The organism is Rheinheimera maricola, assembly GCF_016918075.2.
GTDB lineage: Bacteria > Pseudomonadota > Gammaproteobacteria > Enterobacterales > Alteromonadaceae > Alishewanella > Alishewanella maricola_A.
The window spans coordinates 857904-874686 of sequence record NZ_JAERPS020000001.1 but is presented as its reverse complement, the minus strand read 5'-3'; the positions used below and the strand labels follow the sequence as shown (position 1 = coordinate 874686).

At 45.0% G+C, this 16783-nt stretch carries 12 protein-coding genes; all 12 read right to left on the bottom strand.

Translation table 11 applies throughout. From position 1 onward, the window contains the following. Positions 1-170: 170 nt before the first annotated feature. Positions 171-2486, bottom strand: coding sequence for an efflux RND transporter permease subunit (locus tag I4W93_RS03985; protein WP_205310670.1), 2316 nt, complete (start codon positions 2484-2486; stop codon positions 171-173). A gap of 1 nt (position 2487) precedes the next feature. Beyond that, positions 2488-3522, bottom strand: coding sequence for a WD40/YVTN/BNR-like repeat-containing protein (locus I4W93_RS03980; protein WP_205310671.1), 1035 nt, complete (start codon positions 3520-3522; stop codon positions 2488-2490). A gap of 79 nt (positions 3523-3601) precedes the next feature. Then, positions 3602-4963: a DUF1329 domain-containing protein gene (locus tag I4W93_RS03975; RefSeq protein ID WP_205310672.1), complete on the bottom strand. Its 1362-nt coding sequence runs from the start codon at positions 4961-4963 to the stop codon at positions 3602-3604. 16 nt (positions 4964-4979) lie between these two features. Then, on the bottom strand, positions 4980-7073 hold the full coding sequence (locus tag I4W93_RS03970) for a DUF1302 domain-containing protein (RefSeq protein ID WP_205310673.1): 2094 nt from the start codon (positions 7071-7073) through the stop codon (positions 4980-4982). 319 nt (positions 7074-7392) lie between these two features. Next, positions 7393-7614: a DUF2835 family protein gene (locus tag I4W93_RS03965; protein ID WP_205310674.1), complete on the bottom strand. Its 222-nt coding sequence runs from the start codon at positions 7612-7614 to the stop codon at positions 7393-7395. Further along, entirely contained in the window at positions 7614-10202 is a 2589-nt protein-coding gene (gene pepN, locus I4W93_RS03960) for an aminopeptidase N (protein ID WP_205310675.1), read from the bottom strand. Before pepN ends, I4W93_RS03965 begins: the two co-directional genes overlap by 1 nt. Before the next feature lie 79 nt (positions 10203-10281). Then, positions 10282-11748, bottom strand: coding sequence for a Na+/H+ antiporter NhaC (gene nhaC / locus I4W93_RS03955; protein WP_205310676.1), 1467 nt, complete (start codon positions 11746-11748; stop codon positions 10282-10284). A gap of 79 nt (positions 11749-11827) precedes the next feature. Beyond that, positions 11828-13159, bottom strand: coding sequence for a sodium-dependent transporter (locus I4W93_RS03950; RefSeq protein ID WP_205310677.1), 1332 nt, complete (start codon positions 13157-13159; stop codon positions 11828-11830). Between the two features lie 94 nt (positions 13160-13253). Then, entirely contained in the window at positions 13254-15278 is a 2025-nt protein-coding gene (prc, locus tag I4W93_RS03945) for a carboxy terminal-processing peptidase (protein ID WP_205310678.1), read from the bottom strand. A gap of 17 nt (positions 15279-15295) precedes the next feature. Beyond that, positions 15296-16012, bottom strand: a complete 717-nt coding sequence (gene proQ / locus I4W93_RS03940) for an RNA chaperone ProQ (RefSeq protein WP_224673248.1) — start codon at positions 16010-16012, stop codon at positions 15296-15298. Next, positions 15999-16307, bottom strand: coding sequence for a hypothetical protein (locus I4W93_RS03935; RefSeq protein WP_205310679.1), 309 nt, complete (start codon positions 16305-16307; stop codon positions 15999-16001). Before I4W93_RS03935 ends, proQ begins: the two co-directional genes overlap by 14 nt. Then, the gene (locus tag I4W93_RS03930) at positions 16304-16777 is read right to left on the bottom strand and encodes a free L-methionine (R)-S-oxide reductase MsrC (RefSeq protein ID WP_205310680.1); all 474 of its coding nucleotides are present in this window, start codon (positions 16775-16777) and stop codon (positions 16304-16306) included. Before I4W93_RS03930 ends, I4W93_RS03935 begins: the two co-directional genes overlap by 4 nt. Between the last annotated feature and the right edge of the window lie 6 nt (positions 16778-16783).

The window sequence follows — 16783 nt, the reverse complement described above, 5'->3', positions numbered from 1 at the left end:
TCGTGTCAGCTGCGCAGTGTAGTGCCAATTGTAGCGCTTTTCGAGCACTATTTTTGGCTTTTATGCTGGTTAAACCAGTGATTTTTAAAGGCTCTGACAACTTATTCATCCACTTTAAATAGAAAATGGCCTTTCGGCCATTTTCGTGTTTATTCATGCAAAAATTTATTTTACTTATTACGCCACAAAAATGCTGCCAGCGCGGGTAATACCAAAATTGCACCGAGCATGTTCACCACAAACATAAAGGTTAACAAAATGCCCATATCGACCTGGAACTTCAGCGCGGAGAATACCCAGGTGCTGACACCAATGGCCAAAGTGATACCGGTAAACAATACTGCACTTCCCCGCTCTTTTAACGCTTCAAAATACGCCTGGCGTAACGGCGCCCCTTCCCGCAATGCTTGGGTCATATTGGACAAAATATAGATACCGTAATCCACACCTATACCTACACCCAAGGCGATAACCGGTAAGGTTGATACTGTCAGACCAATTTGCAGTGCAGTCATCAGTGCAGTAGCCAGCACCGATACCACATACAGCGGTACGATAACTGAAACTGTGGCGCGAAGTGAGCGGAAGCTAAGTAAACACAGCAGAATAACAGCACCGTAGACATACCACATCATGGGTTGCTGTGCCTCTGCCACCGCTTCGTTGGTTGCAGCCATTACACCTGCAGGACCCGATGCGAGCATAAAGCGGGTTTGTTCATCACCAAACTGAGCGCCATATTTTTTCGCCGCCAAAACCACCCGCTCTATCGTTTCAGCCTTGTGGTCTTGCAAGAACAGTATTACCGGCATAACTGAGCAATCTGTATTTAACAATCCAGTACTGGTTTCAACCCGTGATGAGGCCTGCACCAGGCTTTGGGTGTTGCGAGGCAACACTCGCCATTTCACATTACCTTCATTGAATGCCGCATTTATTGTTTTTGAAACTGATGCCAACGACACGGCAGATTGCACACCAGCAACATTTTCCATCGCCCACTGGAACTGATCAATCCGGCTCATAATACTGTGCTCGGTACAAGCGCTAGGAATGGTTTCCACCATCACGTTTAAATAATCAACAGATATTGCATAGCGCTCGGTTATAAGCTTGGTGTCCAGGTTATAGCGCGAGTTTTCATGCAACGCCGGCGCACCCTCATGCAAGTCGCCTATTTTAAGTTGTTGGCTTTGCATATACCCAAACGCAAATAGCCCGGCCGTTAGCAGCAATACCACAGCAGCATACTTGCGAGTTGCAAAAGCGGACAACGCAAACCAAAACTTGTCTGCTATGGGTGTTGGGGCCGCAGCATGATCTTTGTAACGCTGGCTGAACTTAACAAACGACATTAACACCGGTAACAGGATAAGGTTGGTCAGAATAATAACGGCAACACCCAAACTTGCCGTTATTGCCAACTCGCGGATCACACCAATTTCGATGATCAATAACGTTAAAAAGCCGACAGTATCGGATAACAGTGCCACGCCACCAGGCACTAATAACTTACGGAAACTCGCTTGAGCAGCCGTTTTAGCATCCATGCCCGCAGCAACACGTTTACCGGTAGAGTTAATCATTTGCACACCATGGCTAACACCGATGGCAAACACCAAAAAAGGCACCAAGATAGACATCGGGTCTATACCAAATCCCAGTGCTGACAGCAGACCCATTTGCCACACTACTGCGATAAGCGAGCAGGCTATTGGTAATACAGTTAACATTACCGAGCGGCAAAAAAACAATACCATTAACGATGTCACCGCAATAGCAATGGCAAAAAACAGCAACACGCCTTTGGCACCATCAGCCACGTCACCGACCATTTTAGCAAAGCCAATAATGTGTACGCTTACCGTATCAGATTCATATTTGGCTCTGATATTCTGCTCTAACGTCGCAGCAAAATTTATTGTATCCAGTTTTGCACCCGTGTCTGGGTCGACTTCTAACAATTGTGCTGCAATCATCGCGCAACTGTAATCATCAGCGATCATTCGCCCGACTATGCCGGCTTTTTCAGTGTTTTCCTTTACTTTAGCCAGACCGATACTGTTCGCGACAAAATCAGCCGGGATCACCGGCCCACCGGCGAAGCCGTCTTCAACCACTTCGACAAATCGCGTACTGGGGCTAAACAGTGATTTTACCTGCACCCGGTCCACACCCGAGGTGTACAGCAATTCATCATGCGCACGCCTTAAGGTATCAAAGAAGTCCGCATTGAAAATATCGCCAGAGTTGTCACAAAGCGAGATTAAGATATTGTTAGCACCGCCAAAGTCTTGCGCGTGACGCAAGTATGTTTGCATGTACTCGTGCTTAAGAGGGATGTTTTTTGTAAAACCCGCATCTAATCTTATCGTCGTCGCTTTAAACAGCAAAAATAGTGTCGCCAACAAAAAGGCAACAATAACCAGGGTACGATGGCGAAATAAGGCGTATTCAAACTTATTAACTAAACGATTTACACTCATTTTAATTCAGTTCACTTAGGTTAACTGTTTTAATACCAGTCTCGGTTACCAGTATTAGCTGCTTATTCCAGACTAAGCCGTTTACGATGGCTTTGCCGTCGGCCAATGACCGATCGGTAAAACTGTCGCCAGTATTGCGACTGATTAGCAAAGTGCCCGCGTTGCCAACAAGATAAATCGTTCCCGCTTCGTCTGCGAATACGCTATTGAGGGTGGCATTTTCATCTAGCATAACTTGCTGCCAACTTTGCCCCTGATCCTCGCTGACAAACACATGGCCACGCAAGCCTGCGGCCATTAAGGCCATTTGTGGTGTACGTATCAAATCAAACAGCGAGCCATTGTAAAACTCGTCCAATCGCTGCCAGCTGTCGCCAAAATCTAAACTCTTGGCGGCAAAGCCTGCTTCACCAACCATATACAGTACATTACCGTCAGCATATACGCGGTTAAAGTGCGGCAATAATGCTTCAGATTCAATCTGATACAACTCAGGGTCGGTTTGCTTAAGTTCAGCCAGATACTGTTGATCTTCCTCTAACAACAGCTCGTCATGAAAATGTTTGTGCCAGCTGTTGCCACCATCATCTGTGCGCAAAAACATGCCGTATGCACCCAGTGCCATGCCTTTTTGCTCATTGACAAAATACACATCGAATAAAGGCTTATCTGTCTCAGGTTTGTAGTGCTGTAACTGCCACGTTACGCCACCATCATGGGTAGCTACGATAGTCGCATCATGTCCTACCGCCCAACCTTGCTGCTCATTAGCAAAGTAGACACTGTTAAAATTAGCTTGCACTGGCACATCGGCCTGTAACCAGTTAGTGCCATCCTGGCTAACCAGAATATGGCCACGTTCGCCCACTGCTACTAGCTTTTTCCCGGCAACACTAATGATATCAGTTAATAACGATTTACTTGCCAGCGGCATATGATACGCAGCCTGAACATCAACTTGTGGTGTTTCAGCCTTAATAGCGGTTGAAAAGTACAAGCTGCTCGCCGCGGTAAACCAGATAAGTTTATTACACATATTTTGAGCTTTTACTCTATTGGTTAGTATAAATAAAAACGGTTGGCACTAGGCCAACCGTAACCAGTATTAATCAATACTAGCGAGTACCTTCACGACGCAGCGCTGCAGGTGTGAAATCGGCATCAGTCAGGCTAACACCAAAGTCATACATCTTATCTTCATTATCCAAACCGATAGCAATGTAACGGCGCGAATTAAGATCGTGATATACCTCAAGCGTACTCCAGTGCGTTGGCACTTCATAGTAGTTCAAGCCATGTGCAACAGCGACACGGTACAACTCATTTCTGTTGTCGTACAGATCAGCAACATGGATTTGCCAGCTATCTTCGTCAATATAGAATACACGTTTACCATATACGTGACGGGTGCCATCTTTTAGCGTCGCTTCGACGACCCAAACACGGTGTTTTTCCCAGCGTACATACTCAGGGTTAAGGTGGCCAGCCAGCAGTAAATCAGCATATTTCACCTCATTACTATGCATTTTATAGCTATTATACGGGATATACAGCTCTTGCTTGCCTTTTAACTCCCAGTTGTAGCGATCCGGGGAGCCGTTGAACATGTCAAAGTCATCGGTGGTACGCAGACCATCTGATGCCGTGCCTGGCGCATCATAAGCTACGTTAGGTGCCCGGCGAACACGACGCTGGCCCGTATTATACGTCCAGGCTTGACGTGGCGTTTTTACCTGGTCCATCGTTTCATGTACTAACAATGCAGTACCCGCTAAACGTGCCGGAGACGTTACGCCCTGTTTGAAGCGAAACAAAATGTTCTCTGCAGTTAACGCTTCTGCCGTGGCGTTTGGCTCGGAATACTTAAACATTATTTGCTCGTCAAAGCCAATAATGGTGTAAGCACCAGTTGCTGTAGGCGCTGCCTGGCCACCATTTCGGCTAGCCGCAACACCACGAAAACGCAATAAGTGGTTCCACACCGCCTCAAGACCATTTTGAGGTATTGGGAACGGAATACCAATCGCTGCATTAACGATACCGTTGCCACCTTCTATCAACTCAGCTTTAGTGGCAATGTTTTTAGTCGCATCGTAGACATACTGCGGATAAGACGCAGTACGCCGAGTTTGGTACACATTCATCTTGTAGCTATCAGGGTAGATGTCAAACAACTTGATTTGGCCTGGGCTCAGCATATTTTGGTACTGATCCAAGTTAGACTTGTCGATAGTCATCAACACCTTATCGTCGGCAAACGGATCGATATGGTGCATGCCTGCGCTATAACCGGCTGGTGCAGCGGTAATTCCGCCCGTCCAGGCAGGAATTGACCCATCTGCATTACCAGCTTTCTCTGCGCCCATTGGTGTTAAATCGTTACCCAGTTGTGCTGCTTGCTCTGGTGTAATCTTTGCCGCAACTGAGCAGCTTAAAACCAATGCAACTGCTGATGAAATTAGGGTGAGTTTTTTCATAATTAGTGCTCGTCCCTTAAATAGAGTACTTGATATTGAAAGAGATAAAGTCGCGGTCTTCCACGTTATTAGTCGTGCCCTGACCACCCCAGAAAACATTATAAGACAGCTCTCCTGACCATTTGCTCAGATAATCAAAGCTAACGGCATAAGCTAACGACTTACGGTCTTCAACAAACATAAACAGTGGATCTGGTGTAATACCGTTCACATCATGGGAAAACACCACGCGTTGGGATAAGTTTACGCCAGCAAATACGTTGTTATAGTCTGCTTTAGCCAGTAACCGGTAACCCCAGGCTGATGCCGTCGGGAACGGGTTAGTCTCTGCGCCATTTGACAGACCGGTATGTAAGCCATCTTTATTGACCAACTCACCATTTGTCAGGCCAAGTAAAGGTCCACCACTACGGTCGGTGTTGGGACCGTTTAAACGCAGCACGCTTTGCTCTGGCATATCCTGGATACGAATACCACCAACCTCTGCCAGCATTGACAAGTTATCTGCGCCCAGGGTTGGGCCAAATAAATGCGTGAAGGTCATTTGGGCTTGCATGGTATCAGCCAGAATAAAGCCATTGGCTTTTTGTCCTGGCAGAACTTTTTCACCATAGCGCGGGTCTCGACCAATTTGCGAAATGCCGGCAAGGTCAGGACGCAACCCGGCGTTAGCCAGCTGCTCTGGCATACCTGCATACAGAATTTCCACATCGTCTATTTGTAATGGCTCATCCTGGCGATAAGACAATTCACCGGCGACAGATGTTTCACCCAGGGTTGTATTGAAACTGAAACCATACAGCTTAATGTCTTCCGGATACTCAATTAAAGCTTTAGAAAAAGCAGCTAACTGGCTGATATTTTCCTTTGTAACACCGCCACTTGCAGACATTGCTGCCAAGCGGCCAATGTCGGCACCAACCTGGGTGAAGTCAGATGCAATACCAGAGATTACCGGAACACGGCTATGGTAATTCATGTAATACAGGGCAAATTCAGTGTCATTTAAATCAGGCGAAAAGTATTCAAACTTAATACCATACTGACCGCCGTCTTTAGGTTCTATTTCACCGGCACTACCATAAGGACGCAGCGTCACTTTTGTTGGGTATGCTAAATAAGCCTGCGCAGCCAGCGCCGGGTTCAGTGCACCGGTAGCGACACCCATTCCTAATAAGTTCAGGTTTTCCAGTACGTGCGCAAGGTCAATATCCGGGTTACCGGCAAAACCCAATTGCACATTCTGTAAATAGCCACCTTTACCCGCAAAATCATTGGTAGAGAAATAGGTACCTGGCACTGGCAGATAACTGTTTACCCATTCGTACTGGTAAAACAGTTCAGTCGACAAATTCTCTGTCAGACCGATATTCAGCGTAGCCATGCCTACAGGAATATAGGCTTCTTTTAATTCAGCACCTGGTGCACGGGCAACACCAACATCAATTGGCGTAATATTAATACCATGCTGAATTAGTGTGCTTTCACCCCAGCTTAATACTTGTTGGCCAACCTTAACCGTAACGGGATTCATGCCGTCGTTAAAGCTAAAGTTACCGTAAACATAAGCATCCAATAAGCGGATGTCACGGCAGGTAAGATCCCTAGCTTCATCATCGGCACAAGGGTCTACGCGATTTCCAGACACCGGGTTGGTGTAAGCACCATCCTGGTCCATCAGGGCGAAATCGTAAAAATACATAAAGCGGCCAAAAAAGCCGATATTGTCTTTTGTGATTGATAGCTCATGTAAGCCTTTGAACAGGCTACTAAACATATCGCCACGGTCGTAATTCAGGTTACCTGCATCGCCATTGCTGGAGTAGCTACCTGGCTCTTGCCAGATTTGTGATGGCAGATAGATATTATTGGTCGCGGCATTGTAGCCGTCCCAATCAAAGCGTGGGTGGTTAACTTTGCTGATGGTATCGAAGTTTCGATCTTCCATCCGCCAGCTGCCACCATATGAAAATGTTGAGTCGAAGGTAATATTGACATCACCGAGGTCCCACGACGCGGCTTGCACTGGTGCCAATGACAAGGCAAACAGCGCTGATGCAATACCTACGGCTAAGGGCTTCTTAGCAAAGGTTATTGACCTTTTATTCATCTTGTTTTCTCCCCCCTGTCCCTGCAGGTTTTTTAAGTGTCTTTATAATTATATTACTTAGCCAACTGATCCGATCTCAGCCTACCTGGTTAAAATAATTACATCATTTCAACTGACAGGCAAGGCTTGGTGCAACGTAAATCTGTTGATTTTTATTCAGTTTTTATATTTATTGCTCAACTTTTGCACTTGATTAGCCATAAGCAGTTTAACACTGGTCCGATCTATTATTCGCAATCGGCATAAGCTAATGAAATTAAAGGTCAAACTAGCAACTTAAGCAAGTGATTGTTTTAATTCAGCGTTTAAAGTATAAACTCTAATTAATTTTTTCTAAGCTAACAAAAGCGTCATTTTCGTCAACCGTTAAACGGAAACGCCCTCTGAAACCATTAACATCGACAAAGCGTTGGAAATGCCGAAAATGCAATTGCACCTTCTCACCCCCATCAGCAGTTACCACAACATATTTAATTTTGCCGCGATAATAGCCATAGCACTGGTCTGCAGTTATATAGGCGTTAAAAAAGTATCTACGCATTAATTAAGACTTCGGCTTACCTTCTCATATACATCATTACTAATACCCTTTATTTTAGCAATTTGTTGCAAGGCTGAACGCATCAACTGCTGACGTTTGGGCTCAAAACGCCGCCAACTTAACAAGGGGGTAACTAATCTGGCTGCAACTTGCGCATTAATCGCATCAAGCTTAATAATACTATTAGCCAGCAATTGATAACCTTTACCATCCGCGCGATGAAATTGCGCCGGATTGCGCTGGCTAAACGCTGACAGTAAAGCGCGAACCCGATTAGGGTTGTTCCAGCTAAATAAAGGATGCTGCTGCATAGTCTCGATAGCAGCAAACACCTGTGGGTGTGGATTCGACGCGACCAGGGCGAAACATTTATCCATGACTAAAGCATCATGTTGCCAACGGTCAGCAAAATCATTCACTAAATTTTGAAAAATATCACTGTCTAATTGCTGACTCGCCGTTAACACGGCAATCACGTCCGTCATATTGTCAGCATGTTGGTACTGTGATGTCAGAACATTAGTAGCATCTACACTACTAAACACCAGATAACTTAGGCACACCGCTCGCAATCGGCGTACAGCGCTCGCTTGCTGATTATAGCTGTAGGGCTGAAATGGCAAAACGTCGTAGCATTGGCGCAGTGGCTGGGCCAACTTGACCGAAATCTGTTGTTTAAATTGACGTAAGATGTCAATTAACTGATTTACCGGTATCTGCTGATATTGCTCAGCCAGAGTATCAAAGTCTGGTAGCGTCAAGAGCTCCGCTGTCAATGCTAAATCATCGCCAGGTTGAGTTAACCAGTGCCGCATCAATTGCAACACTGCATCTGGCAATACGGCATCAGATTGCGAAGCGCTAAGGCAATGAGCTACTTTACGACTCCAGAATTGCTGCATAGCGTCCCAGCGTGCCACGCCATCTGTGGCATGTCTGGCAATAAACAACAAACTATCATCATCAACATTATTGATTAATTTTACCGGTGCAGAAAAATGTTCAAGCCATACCACTACGGGTTGCTGCGTCACATTATCAAATACAAATTGTTGCTCGGCATCCGTTAACAACAATAAGTGCTGCTGCACTGTCGCATTAGGAAATAGTAGCTCTATTTTTACCGGAATAAGCAAAGGTTGCTTTTCCGATTGATCTGCTGTGGCAGGCGTTATTTGTACCAAATTCAAGCGCAAGGTTGCTGACGAAGCGTCGTAGTGCTGCGACACTGTTAACTCTGGCGTGCCTGATTGACTGTACCAAAGACCAAATTGAGTTAAATTTTGCCCGGTAACATCTTGCATAGCTTGTAGAAAGTCATCACAGGTCGCTGCCTGGCCGTCATGTCGCTGCAAATACAGTGCTAAACCACGCGCAAAATCGGTTTTACCTAAACAGGTTTGCAGCATGCGTATCACTTCAGCACCTTTGTCGTACACGGTAACCGTATAGAAATTGTTCATCTCTATCACCTGCTCAGGTCTGATAGGATGTGACATTGGGCTGGCATCTTCGGCAAATTGTGCGGTACGGATCAGTTTAACGGCGTCAATACGACATAACGTGGCTGAAGCCATATCGGCACTAAATTCCTGATCACGAAATACCGTCAAGCCTTCTTTTAAACTAAGCTGGAACCAATCACGGCAGGTTACCCGGTTTCCGGTCCAGTTGTGAAAGTATTCATGACCAATAATCGACTCAATATTAAAATAATCACGATCGGTTGCACTGCTTGGATCTGCCAGTACATATTTACTGTTAAAAACGTTTAGTCCCTTATTTTCCATCGCGCCCATGTTAAAGAAATCAACTGCGACAACCATATACACGTCAAGATCATATTCCAGGTTAAACCGTTGCTCATCCCAATTCATCGCACGTTTTAGTGCTTGCAATGCAAAATCGCCTTTATTGGCCGCGCCTTTTTCCACGAACAGCTCTAAGCTAACCTCACGCCCTGATTGTGTAATGTACTGGTCACTAAGCTTAGCAAAATCGCCGGCGACTAAAGCAAACAGATAGCTGGGTTTAGGAAACGGATCGTGCCACTGCACAACTCTATTACCAGCACTATCAACATGCTCCGACAGCTTATTGCCGTTAGACAATAAGAACGGATAACGCTGTGCGGGCGCAATAATTGTTACGTAGTATTCCGCCAATACATCAGGTCGGTCTAAGAAGTAGCTGATACGTCGAAACCCTTCAGCTTCACATTGCGTGCAATAAGTGTCTCCGGCCAGGTATAACCCCTCAAGCGCTGTGTTACTTTGCGGCGATAACTGCGTCACGATCGTTAACTCAAACTGATCCGGCAACGAGAACACGGTTAAACAATGCGCATCAACCTGATACGCATCTGCTAATAGTGGATCACCGTTCAAAGCAATACTTAACAAGGTTAAATGCTGGCCATCCAATATTAGAGGCACGTCTGCGTGTTGCCGCGTCATTTGCATCACTGAGGTGACCGTGGTGGTATTAGGCTCTAATTCAAAACATAACTTTACACAGCTGATAGAAAAAGCTGGAGGTTGATAGTCTTGGCGGAATTTCACCAACCGATTGTTATGCTGCTCAGTCATACAAATGCCTCACGAAAATTACAGTTGGTTATACGTAGTATATTGACTAAAAAGCCTGATCAAATCAGGCTTTTTACTATCATGCTTTGGCGATATCGGGCATCACCGAATCGGGTGGCGTTAACTTTAAGATCTTAATACCGCAATAAGCATAAATAATAGCCAGTACAGGGTTAATTAAATTAAAAAACGCATAAAAGGCATAATCCAACGGACTCACCTGCAGTACACTGTGCATATAGGCGCCACAGGTGTTCCACGGTATCAATGGGCTGGTGATAGTACCACCGTCCTCTAAAGTGCGGGATAAGTTAACAGGAGCCAAATTACGTCGCTGATACTCTTCCTTGAACATACGACCCGGCATCACAATTGACATGTATTGATCTGCTGTAAGCACGTTAGTGACGAAACACGTTGCAATGGTGCTAGTGATTAACGAACCGGTACTGCGGGCAAAATATAAAATTGATGTTACAAATTTACGTAACAAACCAATTTTTTCAATGGTTGCACCAAACATCATTGCGGTAAACACCAGCCAAATGGTATTCAGCATACTAGACATACCGCCACCGCTTAATAGATCATTTAAGCTGGCATTGCCGGTATCGATAGTGAAACCAGCGTGCAATATATGCCAAATTAATTTAGCGATACCCAATGCTGCCGGCACTTCTGTTTCGATTAATCGGATTAACAACTCTTGCTGGAAAAAAACCGCCCAAACCGCACCCAACAAAGCCCCAATAAATACCGTCGGAAATGCCGGCACCTTTTTAATAGCCATGGTTAATAATACAAACAACGGGATCAACGACACAAAACTGATAGAAAAATTTTGCTTTAACACTGAGCTGATTTCATCAATGCGGGCAAAATCAGCATTAACGTCGGAGTTAAAACCTATCAGTGTAAATAGCAGCAAGGCTATGACAAAGCTGGGTATTGTAGTCCATAGCATATGACGAATATGATCAAATAAATCAGCTCCGGCGACGGCTGGTGCCAGATTAGTAGTTTCACTTAACGGTGAAATTTTATCGCCAAAATAAGCGCCCGATACAATTGCACCGGCGGTAATTGCAGGTGACAAGCCTAAACCAGCTGCAACGCCAATCAATGCTACACCGATAGTTGCTGCAGTGGTCCAGGAACTGCCAATACTCATCGCAACAATACCGCACAGCAAGCAACTGGCGGCATAAAACCAACTTGGACTTAGTAACTGTAGACCATAATAAATAAGCGTGGGTACCGTACCTGACAACATCCAGGTGCCAATCAATGCACCAACTGAAAGCAAAATCAACACTGCGCCAAGTGAAAGTGATATCCCCTTCACCATAGCTTTTTCCATCACTGACCAGCGATAACCGTTTTTCAGTCCAATAATTACTGCCACCGCGGTTGCCAGAAACAGCGCTATTTGGTTTGGACCATAAGATGAATTATCAGCGAATAAATATACTGAGGCAGATAACAGAATTATCAACACCACCAGCGGTATCGCCGCATCAAGGAAGCTGGGTTGTTTTTCAGACATGTAATAGAGACTCCGATTGCTGAAAGGCGCCTTGGCGCCCTTCACTTTATTATTGTTATAAGTTTTAACTCAACACCGCTTACAAAGAGCGGTAAAACATTACTACGATAACTAACGGACAAACAAACTTGACATACCAGGGCCAAATCCGCCAAAAAAAGCTATTTTCAGCTTGGGCATCGCCTTTTTTCAGCTCTTGTAAAATGTCATTTCGACGCCAAATCCAACCCGCAAACAAACATAGCATCAAACCTAATAATGGCTGACTGTAACGCGTTGTCAGGGCAATAATAAAACCAAACAAGGTATCAAAGTTAAAAATGATTAAACAACTAAGTGCAAAAATAACGGCGGCAATTAACCAAACTGCTTTTTGTCTGGCCACATTGCGCTTCTCTACCACATAAGACACTGGAACTTCCAACATCGAAATCGAAGATGTCAGTGCCGCAATTGACATCAGCAGAAAAAATGCAAACGCCACAATACCGCCAACAAAACCCATGGTTGTAAACAATGACGGTAGTACAGTGAATATAAGCGTATCTTCGGACAACAGCTGTCCGTTATCGCCAAATATCTGCACACCATTATTCAGTGCCACATACATAGCAGGAATAATCAACAACCCCGCTAGTACAGCGACACCAATATCCACCAGAGACACCGCAACACCTAAGCGAGGTAGATTTTCACTGTGGCTAACATAGGAACCATAAATTAACATGGTGCCAACACCCAACGACATAGAAAAGAACGCCTGGCCCATAGCACTTATTAATAAATCGGGATTAAGAATTTGAGTAAAATCAGGCAGCAAATAAACTTTTAAACCATCAATAGCACCATCCTGAGTCATGACGTAGCCAAACAACACCAGCATAATGATAAATAGAGTCGGCATTAACCGCACGGACCAGCGCTCTATGCCGTTAACGACCCCCCCGCTAACAATCCCAACGGTTAACAACATAAACACGGCACAAAACAGCAAATTTCGGCTAAGAGAAAAAGTGATTAACCAATTAGCCAAACCATCAAAACCTGCGAGGCTAACAAGTGCTTCAAACGTGTGAGCTAGCATCCAGCCGCCAACTATGCCATAAAAAGCCAAAATCAACGATACGGTAGCAATGCCCCAGGCACCAACAAAGCGGCCTGACATCCCACGGGATACCTGGCCTAGAGCATCTACAACGTTTGATTTTGTTGCACGGCCTATCAGTAGCTCTGCCATCAGGACAGGGTAGGCTAAGACAAAAGCCAATATAAGATACATTAATACAAAAGCGCCGCCGCCATTACTGGCAACCTGCGTTGGAAACCCCCAGATGTTACCTAAACCAACAGCAGAGCCAGACGCGGCCAGAATAAAGCCTATCCTCGATGAGAACTCACCACGTGTTGTCATACTTAACCTTTATAATTATTATGTTTTATTGTATTTAATTAACAAAAGGCGGTATGTAATACCGCCTTAATAGCTATAACAGCCCTACCCCTGTTTATTGTTTGGCTAACCGGGTAATTGCTTTTAAATCTACGGTAATGTTTGCCGCTTCTTCTAAAAACGGATCAATCTCCTCCAACTTTTCCGGTGCGTCGTCAACTGACGTTACAACAGGCAAACCCAGCCGTTTCAACCTGTCGTTAGTACGTTGCAGTTGTTTTGCCTTATTAGTATCACGCTCTGCTATACGTTCAGACTCACGCAAAGATATTGTTTTTTCATCTTGCTGCTTTTTAAAATCGGTAATATCACCCAGCAAATACTGAAATTCTTGCTCTTTCGCAATACGCGCCTGATGTTTTTGCTGCAATGCTGGAACTAGCTGAGAAATATCATTCAGTGAAGTGTATACGGCGGCGTTAATTGAATCCCACGGCAGTGCATATTCTTCCGTGCTTTCGCCCCATTCAGCAGGATCTATTGCCGTTGGAAACTGAATATCAGGAATAACGCCCTTATGCTGCGTGCTGCCACCATTAATACGGTAAAATTTGGCAATGGTGTACTGTACGCTGCCCAGCGGACTTTCAAACATGTCGTAAATACGACCCAGACCACGGTGCTGCTGCACGGTACCTTTGCCAAACGTTTGCTCACCAACGATTAATGCCCGGCCATAATCCTGCATTGCCGCAGCAAAAATTTCTGAGGCAGAGGCACTGTAACGATCGACCATGACGGTCAATGGACCATCGTAAAAGCTTACACCATCATTGTCTTGTGATACTGAAACCTTACCGTCGCCTTCGCGGATTTGTACCACCGGACCACGGTCAATAAACAGCCCTGTCAGCAGAGTTGCTTCTTGCAAAGAGCCTCCACCGTTACCTCTTAAATCTATGATAACGCCTTCTACTTGCTCGGTATTAAGTTCAGCAAGCAACTTTTTAACGTCATCAGCCAGATTATTATAAAATCCAGGTATACTGATCACACCAATTTTTTGCTCAAGCTCTGATAATACAGGTTTAAATACCTCGGCTTTTGCCGCCCGATCTTCCAACCTTATTTTGTCTCTGACAATAGTGATGATATCAGCTTGGCTGGTGCCGATATCACTACCGCCAACCACTTGCAATCGAACGGTACTGCCTTTGGGGCCTTTAATTAAATCAACTACATCATCAAGCCGCCAGCCAATGACATCTACAAATTCAGCTTTATCTTGGGCGACGCCGATAATTTTATCTTTCGGTTTCAACTTCTGTGTTAAGTCAGCCGGCCCACCCGGAACCAAGCTTTGAATAACAGTGTAATCTTCATCTGCCCGTAAAACTGCACCGATACCTTCTAATGACAAATTCATTTCCTGCTGGAAACGATCAGCGTTGCGAGGCGACAAATAGGAAGTATGGGCTTCTATGCTGCGGGCAAAAGAATTCATCACCAACTGAAACACATCTTCGCTTTCAGTCTGAGTAAGACGTTTTTGCGTATTACGATAGCGCTTTGCCAGAATCGTTTTAATTTCTTCTTCGTTTTTTCCAGCCAACTTCAGGTTTAACGCATCAAATTTTACCCGTTGCCGCCAAATTTCATTCAATTCTTTGGTATCAACAGGCCAGGCTGCATCTTCCCTATCGTAAGCGTATTTATCGTCGCTACTGAAATCGAAGCCTTTATCCAGCAGCTGCAGCGCATAATCAAAACGTTCCGCTCTTTGTTTCAGCGTATGATTAAACATATCAAAAGCAAAACTGAGATTGCCTTTGTTAATGCCATCATCAAACTGCTCACGATATTGTTCAAAAGATGCCACTTCAGCTTTTGTTAACACGTTACGATAGTAATCTAAATTTTTCAGATAGGTATCAAACATCTTGGATGACAACGCATCATCCAGTTGCACCTCGCTGTAATGACCACGAGTGAACAAGGCCGTAATGCGTTTACTTGCCGTGGCATGCTGTGGGTCCTGAGCTATCGTTGGCAAGGTCAGGGAATATTTCTCTGCCTCTGTTGCCGCATTAAGACTAAAAGCGATTAGAAATGCTGTTGCCAGTGCTGAATATTTTTTCATAAGCTACTCTGCGTTGGTCAGGCTATAAACAAACTATCCTGACGAGTTTTCACCACCATACCAGAAGCCAGTTGCACAGTCACATCGTCTTTGTGCACTTCAACTATCGTCGCCAACATTGGACTTTGTCCCAGTTTTATTAGCACGTTACTGCCAACAACCAACTGCGCTGACGCTACTGGTTGTAGTGTTACTGCTACTTTTACCGGGGCGCTGTGCTCTGCAACAACTGGCTTTTGATTAACCTTAGTGCTTTTAGAGGCCTGATGCGGCTTTTTGTTCGCGGTTTTTTTGTAACCAGGTTTGTCTGTATCTTTCGGCTGTGGTTTTCTTGCTTGAGCTTCCGCTAACTTTGCTTTGCGTTTTTCGGCTGCCTTCGCCTTGCTTTCTTGCAATACTTTATTGGCATGTTCGGCCTGCGCCGAATCAATCAACTCGCCAGCAACGCCATCAAGGTCAATACGGGCTACCCCTTCCTTGGTTGACTCAAGATAACGCCAGCTTGATGTATAAACCCGTAATGCTTGACGTAGTTGGGTTTTACTCACTGTTGTATCTTGCTGCAGCCTATTGGCAAGGTCCTGAAAAATACCAATCTTCAGCGGTTTAGCTTCTCCGGCAAGACTAAAACAACCCGGAAACTGTGTTACCAAATATGCCAGCACTTCTTTCACATTGGTCGCTTTATTACTTTCTTCGGTTGGGGTGGTCATTAACGCTTCACTCTTCTTCATTTACAGTATCCGAGTCCGGAATACCTTCTTCCAGCTGTTGGCGCACATAAGCCAAAGCCCAATCTACTAATTCATCTTCATCAGCTTCAAGCAGCACTGTGCCACCACGTAACTGATCCCAGATGCCAGGCAATAAATGCTCTATTTTTGCAACCGATATATTCTCAGGTAACGCTTGCCAAACAGCGTGATACACACTGTTAATTTTATCGGTTACCAACTCTTCATCACCTTCCCAGTCACCAATATCGGCTATATCAAACAGATAATCGTGAATGGAGATTGCATCTTTCATTGCGTTGCCGCCAGGTGTTGTTCAAATACGCTGATTAGCTGCTCAAGCCCAGCCTGATCTTCTGCGTCAAATCGGGCTAAGCTAGGGCTGTCTATATCTAATACTGCAATAATATTACCGTTGTGCCGCAGTGGTAACACAATTTCAGAATTGCTAGCCGCGTCACAGGCAATATGGCCAGGAAATTCATGCACATCTTTAACCAGTTGTACTTCGCCGCTGGCAACTGCGGTACCACAGACGCCTTTACCTACGGCAATACGAACGCAAGCAACCTGGCCCTGAAACGGCCCAAGCACCAGCTCACCACTGCGCATAATATAAAAACCGGCCCAATTTAAATCAGGCAGCTGGTTAAATAATAACGCACTAAGATTGGCCATATTGGCAATAAGGTCGGGCTCGTGCTCAATTAAAGCCTGCGCCTGCTGATTCAGCAGCCGGTATAACGCGGTTTTATCGTTGGACATGAAATA

Excerpts from the sequence above, each read along its gene's own strand:
- I4W93_RS03985 (WP_205310670.1), bottom strand. The coding sequence starts at position 2,486 with ATGAGTGTAAATCGTTTAGTTAATAAGTTTGAATACGCCTTATTTCGC.
- I4W93_RS03980 (WP_205310671.1), bottom strand. The coding sequence starts at position 3,522 with ATGTGTAATAAACTTATCTGGTTTACCGCGGCGAGCAGCTTGTACTTT.
- I4W93_RS03975 (WP_205310672.1), bottom strand. The coding sequence starts at position 4,963 with ATGAAAAAACTCACCCTAATTTCATCAGCAGTTGCATTGGTTTTAAGC.
- I4W93_RS03970 (WP_205310673.1), bottom strand. The coding sequence starts at position 7,073 with ATGAATAAAAGGTCAATAACCTTTGCTAAGAAGCCCTTAGCCGTAGGT.
- I4W93_RS03965 (WP_205310674.1), bottom strand. The coding sequence starts at position 7,614 with ATGCGTAGATACTTTTTTAACGCCTATATAACTGCAGACCAGTGCTAT.
- pepN (WP_205310675.1), bottom strand. The coding sequence starts at position 10,202 with ATGACTGAGCAGCATAACAATCGGTTGGTGAAATTCCGCCAAGACTAT.
- nhaC (WP_205310676.1), bottom strand. The coding sequence starts at position 11,748 with ATGTCTGAAAAACAACCCAGCTTCCTTGATGCGGCGATACCGCTGGTG.
- I4W93_RS03950 (WP_205310677.1), bottom strand. The coding sequence starts at position 13,159 with ATGACAACACGTGGTGAGTTCTCATCGAGGATAGGCTTTATTCTGGCC.
- prc (WP_205310678.1), bottom strand. The coding sequence starts at position 15,278 with ATGAAAAAATATTCAGCACTGGCAACAGCATTTCTAATCGCTTTTAGT.
- proQ (WP_224673248.1), bottom strand. The coding sequence starts at position 16,012 with ATGAAGAAGAGTGAAGCGTTAATGACCACCCCAACCGAAGAAAGTAAT.
- I4W93_RS03935 (WP_205310679.1), bottom strand. The coding sequence starts at position 16,307 with ATGAAAGATGCAATCTCCATTCACGATTATCTGTTTGATATAGCCGAT.
- I4W93_RS03930 (WP_205310680.1), bottom strand. The coding sequence starts at position 16,777 with ATGTCCAACGATAAAACCGCGTTATACCGGCTGCTGAATCAGCAGGCG.